The following is a 13,501-nucleotide window of genomic DNA, read 5'->3' on the forward strand; positions in this document are numbered from 1 at the left end:
TTTTAAACCTTCATCCTCTAAACTAAAAAGAATGATTAACCGCATTTTTATCATTGCTGCAATAGCTTTGTTTTCTACCCTATCTGTTAATGCACAGTTTCATATTGGTGTAAAAGCCGGTGTTAATGCAGGAAAAATTACCGGTAAAAGCTTTAAAGAAGAGTTTAACTATAGTTATCTTCTTGGCGGCTTTGCAGAAATTGGCCTGGGCGATAAATTCAGTATTAATCCTGAGGTGCTGTTTTCGCAAACAACGGCCACTACTGACACATCATTTACGAACACACTTCCTAACTTTAAAAATGACCAGTTAAAAGCCAAGCTAAATTACCTGTCTATTCCTATTTTGGTGAACATGCGCCTGTTTGGCCCCCTGCACATTGAAGCGGGTCCCCAGTTCGGTATATTAATGAACAAGGACAAGAAGCTGCTTGACAACGGCAAGGAAGCTTTTAAAAAAGGAGACTTTTCAATGGTTGGTGGCGCCAGTCTTCATGTGAGCGCTTTTAGAGTGACAGCCCGCTACGTAATTGGCCTGAATGACGTAAGCCAGGTAGTTGAACAAGATCAATGGAAAAACCAGGCCCTGCAGCTTAGCGTGGGAGTAGCTTTTTAAGGCCCCTCGATCTATTATCTTTTGGCAAGGCAGGTGAGATGATTTTGCCCATATATTATTTTCTGCGACAAGTTTTCGGTATTAAGCGGCATGGCATTAATATTGCCGCTTAATATACCCTCTCATATATTAGCTTAACCGGTATGGTTATAAAGCTGTTATATGACAGTTTGTCTCAAAAATAAATATTATGGATTTTAGCAAAGTGTTTTTGAAGCCTGAAGATGATATGGATTTTATGCCGATACTTCCGCTTAATGAAAATGAAACTGACGATAGCCAGGATGTTATTCCTGATGAAATAGCCATACTTCCCCTTAGAAATACTGTTTTATTTCCGGGAGTAGTGTTACCCATTACTGTAGGGCGCGACAAAAGCATCCAGGCAGTAAATGATGCCTATAAAGGCGATAAGCTGGTAGGTGTGGTGGCCCAGAAAGATTCGAATGTTGAGGAGCCGGGGATTGACGACCTGGAAAAGATTGGCTCTATAGCCAAGATTATTAAATTGATCAAAATGCCCGATGGCGGTACTACCGTTATTATCCAGGGCCGCAGTAAGTTCTCAATCGACGAGATTACTACCGAAGATCCCTACTTCAAAGCAAGAACCAGCAGATTGGCAGAAAATGAAGTTCCTACAGATGGTGATTTTGAAGCTTACATATCTAATATAAAAGATATAGCTACCAACATTATTCAGCAGTCGCCCAATTTACCATCTGAGGCAACCCTGATCCTTAAAAATATTGAAAGTCCTGTTTTCCTCATTCACTTCGTAAGCAGCAACCTCAATACATCCATTCAGGAGAAGCAAAAGCTACTGGAATTAACAGATATCAAGCAGCGTGCTGTAAACCTGATGGAGCTGTTACAAAAAGAATTGCAGTTTGTAGAACTGAAGAATAAGGTAACCAACAAAACCCGAACAGAGCTTGATAAGCAACAGCGCGAATATTTTCTTCAGCAGCAATTAAAAAGCATCAAAGAAGAATTAGGCGGCGATTCAAATTCACAGGAAATAAAAGAGATGCAGAAAAAGGCTGAATTGAAGAGCTGGCCTGCCACTGCAAAAGAAGCTTTTAAAAAAGGCATTGAGAAACTGGAAAGAATGCATCCCAGCACACCAGACTATTCGGTGGTGTACAATCACTTAGACCTGATGCTGGACCTGCCCTGGAATGAATATACCGATGACCAGTATGATCTGAAAAATGCCCAGAAGACGCTGGACAATGATCATTATGGTATGGCTAAGATCAAAGAGCGGATATTGGAATACCTCGCTGTGTTGAAATTAAAAGGAGACATGAAGAGCCCCATACTTTGCTTTTTTGGTCCTCCCGGCATTGGTAAAACATCGTTGGGCAAGAGTATCGCCAGTGCATTGGGCCGTAAATACATCCGTTTAAGCCTGGGTGGGTTGCATGATGAAAGCGAAATACGCGGGCACCGCAAAACCTATATCGGCGCCATGCCGGGCCGTATTTTGCAATCTTTGCGTAAGGCGAAAAGCAGTAACCCGGTAATCGTATTGGATGAAATTGACAAAGTGGGTAACGATTTCAGAGGCGACCCCAGCAGCGCATTACTGGAGGTTTTAGATCCTGAACAGAATAATACTTTTTATGATAATTACCTGGAACTGGAATATGACCTAAGCAAAGTGCTGTTTATTGCCACCGCTAATAACCTGCAAAATATACAGCCGGCTTTAAGAGACAGGTTAGAGATCATCAACCTGAGCGGCTATGCTATCGAAGAAAAAATAGAAATCGCCAAGCGTCACCTGGTTCCCAAGCAAAAAGAAATGCATGGTATACCCAAAAGCAGCTTTAAAATTGGCGATAAGGTGTTAGAACGCCTGATTGCTGACTATACACGGGAAAGTGGTGTACGTGAATTGGACAGGGTGATTGCAAGTATCATGCGTAACCGTGCCAGGAAAATAGCGATGGACGAGGTGCTCAGCACATCCCTGTCAGTTGAAGAATTGCAGCAAATACTCGGCAAGCCGAAATATAGCAGCGACCTGTACAAAGCTGTGAACTCAGCCGGCGTAGCCGTGGGACTGGCATGGACCTATGTAGGTGGTGATATCCTGTTTATTGAGGCCAGCCTTAGCGATGGCAAGGGAGACCTTAGCTTAACGGGCAACCTCGGCAATGTGATGAAAGAAAGCGCCACTACTGCCTTAAGTTACCTGAAGTCGCATGCCGCTCAATACAATATTGACCCTGCTATTTTCGGTAAAAAAAGTATACATATACATGTTCCCGAAGGAGCTACTCCTAAAGACGGCCCCAGCGCGGGTATTACAATGATGACCGCTATTGCATCGGCACTGACAGGCAAAAAAGTAAAGCCCTTCCTGGCGATGACCGGAGAAATAACCTTACGCGGACAGGTATTGCCGGTGGGTGGTATTAAGGAAAAAATCCTGGCAGCTAAACGCGCCGGACTCAAAGAAATTATTCTTTGCGCCCAGAACGAAAAAGATGTAGCTGAGGTGGAATCATCCTTCATTAAAGGACTTAAATTTCATTATGTAGATAAGATGGAGGAAGTGCTGGCCATTGCACTTACCAAATAAATTTAAATTATAAATGCATTGACGGCAAGCCGGGCTTTTAACAGTCCGGCTTTTTTTATTTTCTATTTCAGCCCGTAAAAAATTCCGGATTGCGATATATTTTTTCCGCATCTCGTAAATGAACTTTCTTATATCTACGTTCCTTCGCGCCGAATTTATAAACCAGGATAAGCATGAAACGGATAGTGATGATTTTAGCAACGCTCTTTACAGCCTTAACTGTAATAGCGCAATCAACAGGCACAGGATCAATTGAAGGCTTTATTACAACCCCTGACGGGAAAGCCGTAGCCAATGTGAATGTTAGTATAAAAGGGCTCAAAAAACATGTTATAACCGACGAAAAAGGAAAGTTTGCCTTTACAGACATTCCCTTTGGAAAATACATATTGGTATACTCATTTGAAAACGAGGTAAGCCAGGAAATACCGGTTACTGTACCTCCTGAAAAAAATGATGCTGCCAGCTATAATCTGGCACTCAACGGCAGGGAATTAAAAGAGGTTATTGTTCGTATCGGAGGTAGCATCAACCAGGGAACCGCCTCTATCGGCAAGTCTGGCATTCCCATAATGGACCTACCCCAGGCAGTTACCATTATAGGTCAGTCTACCATAGAGAATCAGCAGGCCCAGCGTTTAAGCGATGTAGTTAAAAATGTAAACGGCGTATATCTTGGAGGCGCCCGCGCCAGCACACAGGAAACCTTCTATGCCCGGGGCTACAGTCTCGGCAATACCAACACTTTTAAAAATGGCTTCAGGGCAAATAGTGGCGCTATGCCCGAGATGAGCGCTATTGAAAGCGTGGAGGTATTGAAAGGTGGAGCAGCTTTACTGTATGGTAATGTGACGCCAGGTGGAATTATCAATATGGTTACCAAAAAACCAAAATTTGTTTTCGGTGGAGAAGTGAATATGCGTATAGGGAGCTTTGATTTGTACAAACCGGCTATTGATATTTATGGCCCTATCAATAAATCGATCGCTTACCGCGTGAATGGTACTTATGAAAAAGCAAACAGTTTTCGCGATCATGTACACTCAGAACGTTTCTATGTAAACCCTTCGATACTTTTTAAAATACGTGAAAAAACAAAATTAACAGTACAGGGCGACTACCTGCAACATGAATTTACACCCGACTTTGGTATTGGCACCATGAATGCAGACACATCGTTACCAGCCAGCACAGTTGGTGGCAAAAGGGTAACGCCGGTATCGAGAAACACTTTTTTTGGCGCGCCCTGGCAATACGCCAAAACAAAACAGGCTACGGCTTCCTTTGAACTGAACCACCAGTTTAATGATAACTGGCAGATCAATGCACTGGGAGGCTACCAGGATTATGAAAGAGATTATTTTTCTACAGAGCGTATACAGGGCAACATCAAAGGCAAATTCGCAAGACCCTTAGGGAAAACCAATAACAAACAGGATTATTTTACAGGCCAACTATTTTTAAATGGTAATTTTAATACCGGTGCCATTAGTCATAAACTATTGGTTGGAATAGATTACGAAAATGACAAAACAGTCAACCTGGCTGCAAGCTTTTCTCCAAACATTACTTACGACACGATCAACCTGCTGGATCCATCAGCATATACCGCGCGCACAGACATTCCCTCCAACTGGAAATGGAATACTTCAGCGAAAAGCCCTGTTACCCGCCTGGGCTCCTATATTCAGGACCTGATCAGCATCACCGATCAGATAAAATTACTGGCTGGTGTGCGCTGGTCATTTCAACAAGCAAATCCGGTACAAACCATATACCTTCAAAAGAATGACTCACTCGGGTATGGAACTATTCAAATTGATAAAGCATTTTCTCCAAGAGTCGGCCTGGTATACCAGCCTACCAGCCGTACTACAGTGTTTGCAAGTTACTCCAATTCCTTCTCCCCCAATTCGGGACGTGATATCTATGAAAATCCTTTAAAGCCGTCGATTATCGATCAATATGAGGTGGGTGTTAAAAACGACTTTTTTGAAGGGCTGTTAAGTGCCAATCTTACCATTTACCGTATCATTAATAACAATCTCTCGCAAATGGCACTGCTTGACAGGAACGGCAATGTTAACAGCAATACTAATTACAGGGAGCTTACGGGGCAAACCACCAGCGATGGCGTTGAGCTGGACTTCAAAAGTCATCCGTTAAAAGGCTGGGATATACTGGCCGGGTATAGCTACAACTATATGCGCTACACTAAAACAGCAGGCAATACCGGCAGTTTTCTTGAAGGTGAACGCCTGGTCAACAATCCGGCGCACACCGCTAATGCAACTACTTTTTACACCTTCGAAAAGGGCATCATTAAAGGTTTGAAACTGGGTGCCGGCGTATACTACGTAGGCGAACGTAACGCAGGATGGAATACCCAATATGCATTAGATAATCAAACCAAAGAACAGTATCTTAACGATCGCCTGTTCAAGGTAAAAGGATTTACTACAGTTGACATTTCTGCCGGTTATACTTACAAAAAGCTTTCGCTAATAGCAAAGCTGGCAAATATTGGCAATACCTTTAATTATTATATCCACGAAAACTACAGTATCAACCCCATCCCTCCACGTAACTTTGTGGTTACTGCAGGCTATAAATTTTAGAATACATAAGCTATTGATGAAGCCGTCCCCAGGGGCGGCTTTTTTTATAAACTTTTTAAATGATGACGGCAAAAGACCCGGTTTAAAAGATAGTTTATACATTGCAATATGTCTTCGTTTAAACATTTTCTTTTACTCCCCATTATTATCATGCATTTGGGTGCTTATGCCCAACCACCATTATACAAGGATGCTTCTCAGCCTGTTGAAAAAAGGGTGGCCGACCTTTTGAAACGCATGACGCCGGAAGAAAAATTCTGGCAATTGTTTATGATTCCCGGAGATCTTGACGATGCCGGACCGGATCAATACAAAAATGGCCTGTTCGGGTTCCAGGTAAGCGCGAAAGCCAAAGGCGATGCAGCAGGCCAGTTGCTTAGTTATAATACACAGGAAGATGCCACTAAGGTGATCCGGAAAATCAATAGTATTCAAAAATATTTCGTTGAGCAAACCCGGCTGGGCATTCCCATTATTGCGTTTGATGAAGCGCTGCATGGTTTGGTAAGAAGTCAGTCCACAGCCTTTCCCCAGGCAATAGGGCTTGCAGCAACCTGGGATACAGCAATGGTACACCGTGTGGCATCTGATATTGCCAGCCAGGTAAAAGAAAGAGGCATCAGGCAAATATTGTCTCCTGTAGTAAACATAGCCTCCGATGTTCGCTGGGGACGCACAGAAGAAACCTGCGGTGAAGACCCTTTTCTCACCAGCGCGATGGGCGTAGCTTTTATGAGCGCTTTTGAGCGGAGAGGTATTATTACCACTCCCAAACATTTTGTGGCGAATGTGGGCGATGGAGGCAGGGACAGCTATCCCATCCATTTCAATGAGCGTTTGCTAAGCGAAATTCACTTCCCTCCTTTTATTGACGCTATAAAAAAGGCGGGTGCCCGCTCCATAATGACAGCCTACAACTCCCTTGATGGCACTGCAGCTTCATCTAATCACTGGCTATTGATCGATAAGCTGAAAAAGGAATGGGGTTTTAAAGGATTTGTCATTTCAGATGCCAACGCGGTAGGCGGTGAAGCAGTATTACATTATACGGCTAAAGACTATGAAGAAAGTGGCGCACATGCTATTAACGGAGGACTGGATGTGATCTTTCAAACCGATTATGAGCATCATAAATTATTTATGCCTGCTTTTTTAAATGGCAAGATTAACCAGGCCAGGATAGACGATGCGGTATCACGGGTATTACGCGCCAAGTTTGAACTGGGACTTTTTGAAGATCCCTATATACCGGAAACATTCAATAATGTACAGCTCCTTAAACAAGGGAAGGCAACTGCACTGGAAGCTGCCCGCAAGTCTTTTGTATTACTTAAGAATGAGCAGCGCATACTGCCGCTATCTAAAAGCATAAAATCACTGGCTGTTATAGGGCCGGATGCAGCTGAAGCCCGGCTGGGTGGCTATGCCGGAGAAGGATATCAAAAAATTAATATGCTGGATGCCATTAGAGAAAAACTGGGTAGTAAGACGCAGGTGTATTACACTGAAGGCGTGGGCCGACAGGACAGTAGTTACAAAATTATATCCGGGCGTTTCCTGTCAAATAATGGTAAACCAGGCCTGGAAGCCGCATATTTTTCGGGGAGAGATATGTCGGGAAAACCAGACCTGGTAAGAACCGATGCTACTATTGATTTTTTATGGACGCTTTATGCACCTGATGCTCAATTAAGTAGCGACTTTTACGCTGCACGATGGACCGGTACGTTAACAGCTCCCCAAACCGGCAATTATAAAATAGGCATTGAAGGCAATGACGGCTACAGGCTTTATATTAATGATCAATTAATCGTAGATCAGTGGCAAAAATTGTCTTACCATACTACCTTAAAAAACTACAGCTTTGAAGCCGGGAAAAAATATCGCATCAAAGTGGAATTTTATGAAACCAATGGCAATGGAACAATCAGGTTGGTGTGGAACGAAGGAAAACCAGATAATACCGCACAAAAAATAAAAGACGCGGTAGCGGCGGCCCGAAAGGCAGATGTAGCCATTATTGCAGCAGGTATTACTGAAGGCGAGTTCCTGGACAGGGCGATGCTTAGCTTGCCGGGCAAACAGGAAGCATTGATACAGGCGGTGGCAGCCACAGGTAAACCGGTTGTAGTGCTATTGGTAGGCGGCAGCGCTATTACCATGCAAAACTGGGCAGATAAAGTAAAGGCCATTGGCCATACCTGGTATGCCGGTGAAGAAGGAGGAAGAGGCGTAGCCGATGTGCTCTTTGGAGATTATAATCCGGCCGGACGACTACCTATTACCTTCCCCGTGCATGAGGCGCAATTACCGTTGGTATATAACCACAAGCCAACAGGCCGGGGCGACGATTACAATAATCTTTCGGGACAGCCGTTGTTCCCTTTTGGGTTTGGACTAAGCTATACTCAATTTGAATACAGCAATCTTGTATTGGATCAAAAGCAGATCAGGTCTTCTGACAGTGTCCATATCCAACTCACTGTTAAAAATACCGGTGCGCGCGATGGCGATGAAGTGGTGCAACTATACCTGCGTGATGAATTAGCTTCCGTGGCCCGACCGGTTATGGAACTAAAAGGATTTCAGCGGGTACATTTAAAAGCCGGCCAAAGTCAACAGCTATCATTTGTGATGGGGCCTGAACAACTATCCATGCTTGATAAGGATTTAAAACCCGTTGTTGAGCCGGGTTTGTTCAGAATTATGATCGGCGCCTCCTCGAAAGATATCAGGCTAAGAGGAGTATTCGAAGTAAGGTAGTCGATTTTGTAATAGTCGTAATTATCCCGGCGTATTGTCCAGTACAGCGTGTAATGCCTTTGCATTTAAAAAGCCGCTATACTGGAAAATAATTTCGTACCTGCTGTTTAATATTATCAATCCGGGATAGGCTAATTTCCCATCGATAGTGCCCAGCACTTCAGCTAATTCATGAGCACCTGTATTCGTTCCATTGGGCTTATACTTAAACAGGTTGCTATTGAATCGGATATCCCTTTTTTCTTCGCCATTCAATGCAACAAAGTAGAACTGCTCATTTAGTTTTCTTACAACCTGGTCATGGCTAAAAGTAACTCTTTTCATTACCTGGCAGTATTGGCACCAGTCCGTGTAAATGAACACTGCAATATTCCGCTTTTGTTTTTTTTGAAGCGCATCGGCCTGTTCAAATGAGCAAGCTTTTAACTGCGCTGCACCGATGTATGACAACAGCAGCAAAGCGGAAAGGGTAATGAATATTTGTTTTAGCCATTTCATTTAATTCAATTTAAACCTTATTCCTAAAAAGCCCCTGATCCCCTGGTTAGGCGCATACACATAAGAAGGATCAAAAGTTAAAGCATAAGGGTTATCGGGCGTAGCCACCACCTGCCCCTTATCATTAAACATCACGTTCTTATCAAAAGGGTCGTTCGACCTGGCTATTAAAAAGGGGGTGCTTTTAGCCGGCGTCCAATTCAGCAGGTTCTTTACACCCGCATACAATTCCAGCTTCTTAAACCCATCATACGTGAATTGAATATTCTGAATGCTCCACCAGGGAGACCGGGGATTTCTGGGATCTAAATCCCCCAACAGGGGCAAGCGCATGGGACTATATAAATTTCCCGTGTAATCAATAGCTAGATGTAAAGGACGTATCTTATAAGAAACAGCCCAGGTGCCTGTGAACTTTTCAGTAAGTATCTGCTGTACTGTTTTACCGTTCTCTGTCAGCGTATTTTCCATCAAAGTTCCACCTACAATAAACTTCAGCCCATTCATAAAATTGATATCTGTATTCAGGCTGATTCCCTTGCTAACTGCATGACCATTCAGATTGCTATAAATAATCTGCTCAACATTAGACTCATAATCCGGTACAATCCGATTGGTAAACCAGGTATAAAAAGCGGTTGCATCCAACCCTATGAAAGTACCCGAATTGAAATGCATCTTCTTTATAAAATTAAGATTGGCGTTATAGGACCTTTCAGGCTTTAAATCATCTTCCACGATCACGTCCCTTGCGCCGGTAAGCGCTGCATGATCTTCGGTAAATAAATTCACTACCCTAAAGCCCGTTCCGGCATTCAGCCTAATTATATTATTATCGTTAACAGACCATTTATAAGCTATCCTTGGTGTGTAAATACTTCCATGAATATTATTATGATCATAACGAAAACCAAGGAGCAGCTTATGTTTTGAAGCCAGCGTTATTTCATCCTGTAAAAAAATGCCCGGTAGCCAGGTCTTTTCCGGCTGGTTCATATCATTTGCATTGGCCGTACCAGGTGTATTATCATCGTAATAGGTATACCGGAGGGCCGTACCCGCCAGCCAGTCGTGTACCCCCATTTGTTTATCCCACACCAACTGACCAAAAGCAATTTTTTGATTGGCGATATAAGAGGTGGTCCCGTAGCGGCTATCCTGGTCGTGGTTAATAATCGAAAAAGAAAAGAATAGTTTCTCGTTTACAGGAAGCTGGTAATTACCCAGCAGTTCGGCGCGGTTGGTATAAATACTTTCTCCATAAATCTCATTCCCTCCCCGGTAGCGCTTACTCCACCGCATATCGCCACCCCAACGATCCTCATACATATATCTTCCTGCAAGGCTAAACAGGCGGCTCTCTTTCCTGTCAAAATTCCATTTTTGAAAAACAGAAATGCGGTGCTGCAAGGTAACATCGGTAAAATAGTCGTGATTACGGTCTACCCTGTTTTGAAAATTGAAATAATTAATGCCGGTAAGCACATTTGCCCTCTTACCTGCTTTTAATGAAAATCCAAGGTCTGCATTATACTCTCCCCAGGTGGTAGACATCAGGTCTGCGCTGAGCCGCGGTGCATTTTGGGTTTTTTGTGTGATGATATTGATCAACCCGCCAACGGCCTCACTACCGTATAAAGACGAAGCCGGGCCTTTAACAATCTCAATCCTTTCTACGAGGGAATTGGGAATGCCTGAAAGACCATATACTGATCCCAGAGAGCTTACGATCGGCATGCCATCAATTAACACCATCGTGTAAGGGCCTTCTAAGCCATTGATATGAATATCGCCTGTATTGCAAATATTACAATTGAGTTGCGGCCTCACACCATTGACATTTTGCAGCGCATCAAATATGCTGGGTGTTGGATTCTTTTTAAAAAAAGCCGGTGTGTATACTTCTACGGGTACAGGACTTTCGAGCCGGCTCACTGCTTTCATCGTTCCCGAGATCACCACATCTTTTAAAGTACCCGATTTAGCCATTGCGCTGAGATCGATATTGATGGTGAGGGACTGGCCTGCGGCTACTGTAATTTCTTTGGTATAGGGCTCAAAATTGAGATGGCTTGTAACCAGTTTATATTGTCCCGGGTTAATACTATCCAACTTAAAATTGCCCAAACTATCTGTTGCTGTTGCATGATTGGTATTCTCCAGGAGTACATTTACCCAGGACTCGCCATTACCATTGTTAAGCACTTTTCCTTTTATGGATGCTGATTGCGCCATCAACTGCGCACACCAGCAGCATAGCAACGCAATTAAAATAAATCCCTTTTTCATTTCAATGATCAAGTTTACCACACAAAACTATAATAGTTAGGCATACCTAACAAATTTATTTTAAGATATTCTTTTATCTTTGGTGCCGTACCTAAAAATAACAGGATGGATTTTTCATATACAGAAGAAAATTATTTAAAGACAATTTTCAAGATCGGGTTAGACAACAGCACAGAAGAAGTGGGCACTAACGAACTGGCGGCCGCCCTGTCGGTAAAACCCGCGTCTGTAACTGAAATGCTGAAAAAGCTGAAGGGCAAAAAGCTGGTGAACTATGAAAAATACGGGAAGATCCAACTAACCAAAGCGGGCCGTGAACTGGCCATTGATGTGATCAGGAAGCACCGGTTATGGGAAACTTTTTTATATGAAAAGCTGGAGTTCAGCTGGGACGAAGTACATGAGGTAGCAGAAGAGCTGGAGCATATCCGTTCTAAAAAACTGATCAACAGGCTGGACCAGTTTCTTCAGTACCCGGAGTATGATCCGCATGGAGATCCTATTCCTAACGAGAAAGGTGTCTTTCAGAAACAATCCAAGAAAACCCTTTCCAAAGCTGAGCCAGGCACGTCGTGCAAAATGGTTGCGGTAAAAGACAATTCAACTTCCTTCCTTCAATATGTGGTAAGCCTGGGCCTGGGCATCAACAATAAGATCAAAGTTATTGCCAGGGAAGAGTTCGACGGCATGATGACCATCGAAATCAACGGAGCAATCAAATCTGTAAGCCAGAAATTTTCCGACAACATCATTGTTATCTAAACTACCGGCATCAACGATTTGCGCGACATTAATACAATACCCTGAACTGGATCGTATGCTCAATGGCTTTCAGTTCTTTCAGCAGTTGCTTATCGTATTCTTTATTGATATCAATAATAACGTACCCGATAGTCGGATTGGTCATTAAATATTGGGCGTCGATATTTATAGCATGCTCGGCCAATACCGTATTGATATGCGCCATAACACCCGGTACATTTTTATGAATGTGAATAATACGATGCGTTTTTGTTACTGCAGCCAATTGAAGAGAAGGAAAATTAATACTATGCTGAACAGATCCCCTGTTGATAAAATCTATAATCCGTTGCGAGATAGCAATAACGCCTTTGGTGGATGGCTTAGATGCATCAAAAATAACAATCCCCTTTTCGGTACAAAACGCTACCGGTAATGCAGTTTGCGAATTACCACAATAACCAATTGTTTTTAAACGTGTAGCTTTTTTGATTCGCTTGCTCTCTAATACTGTTCCGTCTGCTACTAAGAGGATGCCGGCTTTCTGAATTGTTTTCTCGTCTGCATCCTGTTCGGCCACCACAGTAAAACCTTCCTGCCTCAATAGTTCAATACTTTCTTCAGGAACATTGCCGGCAACGATAGCTACGATCCTGTTTTTAGGATAAGAGATAGAGCCTGGTAATTTGTTGAGGTATAAAAACTCATCGAAACTCGGTGTGATATGATCAGCCTTCGAAGTAACACTATTACGGGAAATGTTCTCTGTATAGGCAAAGAATTTTTTTACATGCCCGCTTTCTTTCAACTGAAAGTCGGAATAGCCGTCGCCGATACCATAAAGATTGCCTTCCAGCTTTAATTCTTTCATCAGCTTTACCTTACCCCCTTCCTGGCTTAGCGGATTCGCCGTATCGTAGCCAATAATGGTACCCTCGTTATCGAACAAGAAGGTATTAGCGTAGATATTTTCCTTTTTTATATAGAATTTTTTTACTACCGGAGTAATGAACTCTTTAAACCCGCCGGAAACGATCAACACATCATCTGCATGTTTTTTAAAGAAAGGTGCATTTCTTGAAAATGATTTAGACACTTTCTTTTTCAAATGGGTCACCAGTTTTTTAAGATGCTCTTTATTAGCGCCCAGCAATTTTACCCTTTCTGCAAGACTTTCCGAAAAGGATAATTTTCCCTCCATGGCCAGGTTGGTATACTCTTCTATTTTTTTGAAGATCTTTTCTTTATCAGGATTATCCTTCAGGGAAATTCTTACTAATTCGTCTAATGCTTCTACCTGTGTAAATGTGCTGTCGAAATCTATAATGTAATAATTCTTTTGCTTCATAAAGAGCGCTATAGTTCAGTTTGTATGAAATGATC

At 42.8% G+C, this 13,501-nt stretch carries 8 protein-coding genes; 5 read left to right on the forward strand and 3 right to left on the reverse strand.

The window, feature by feature from the left end:
• Window positions 1–31 precede the first annotated feature (31 nt).
• The 4 genes from ACLOAU_RS25990 (at window position 32) to ACLOAU_RS26005 (ending at window position 8,590) form a co-directional block, all read left to right on the forward strand.
• Window positions 32–616 carry a porin family protein gene (locus tag ACLOAU_RS25990; RefSeq protein ID WP_427864833.1) on the forward strand — a complete coding sequence of 195 codons (585 nt, stop codon included), beginning with the start codon at window positions 32–34 and terminating at the stop codon, window positions 614–616.
• A gap of 190 nt (window positions 617–806) precedes the next feature.
• Window positions 807–3,209: an endopeptidase La gene (lon, locus tag ACLOAU_RS25995; RefSeq protein WP_427864834.1), complete on the forward strand. Its 2,403-nt coding sequence runs from the start codon at window positions 807–809 to the stop codon at window positions 3,207–3,209.
• A 173-nt stretch (window positions 3,210–3,382) separates the two neighbouring features.
• The gene (locus ACLOAU_RS26000; RefSeq protein WP_427864835.1) at window positions 3,383–5,827 is read left to right on the forward strand and encodes a TonB-dependent siderophore receptor; all 2,445 of its coding nucleotides are present in this window, start codon (window positions 3,383–3,385) and stop codon (window positions 5,825–5,827) included.
• A gap of 108 nt (window positions 5,828–5,935) precedes the next feature.
• Window positions 5,936–8,590, forward strand: a complete 2,655-nt coding sequence (locus ACLOAU_RS26005; protein WP_427864836.1) for a glycoside hydrolase family 3 N-terminal domain-containing protein — start codon at window positions 5,936–5,938, stop codon at window positions 8,588–8,590.
• A gap of 21 nt (window positions 8,591–8,611) precedes the next feature.
• Here the strand turns inward: ACLOAU_RS26005 and ACLOAU_RS26010 are convergent, their stop codons facing one another.
• Together ACLOAU_RS26010 and ACLOAU_RS26015 are read right to left on the reverse strand one after the other, a co-directional pair.
• On the reverse strand, window positions 8,612–9,088 hold the full coding sequence (locus tag ACLOAU_RS26010) for a thioredoxin family protein (RefSeq protein ID WP_427864837.1): 477 nt from the start codon (window positions 9,086–9,088) through the stop codon (window positions 8,612–8,614).
• Entirely contained in the window at window positions 9,089–11,377 is a 2,289-nt protein-coding gene (locus ACLOAU_RS26015) for a TonB-dependent receptor (RefSeq protein WP_427864838.1), read from the reverse strand. It lies immediately after the preceding gene.
• 105 nt (window positions 11,378–11,482) lie between these two features.
• On the opposite strand from ACLOAU_RS26015, the gene ACLOAU_RS26020 reads away from it, so the two are divergent.
• Window positions 11,483–12,139 carry a metal-dependent transcriptional regulator gene (locus ACLOAU_RS26020; RefSeq protein WP_427864839.1) on the forward strand — a complete coding sequence of 219 codons (657 nt, stop codon included), beginning with the start codon at window positions 11,483–11,485 and terminating at the stop codon, window positions 12,137–12,139.
• 28 nt (window positions 12,140–12,167) lie between these two features.
• Here ACLOAU_RS26020 and ACLOAU_RS26025 read toward each other — a convergent pair whose 3' ends face one another.
• Window positions 12,168–13,466, reverse strand: a complete 1,299-nt coding sequence (locus ACLOAU_RS26025; RefSeq protein WP_427864840.1) for an HAD-IB family phosphatase — start codon at window positions 13,464–13,466, stop codon at window positions 12,168–12,170.
• Between the last annotated feature and the right edge of the window lie 35 nt (window positions 13,467–13,501).

Origin of the sequence: Paraniabella aurantiaca, assembly GCF_050309965.1 — a bacterium.
Classification (GTDB): domain Bacteria; phylum Bacteroidota; class Bacteroidia; order Chitinophagales; family Chitinophagaceae; genus Niabella.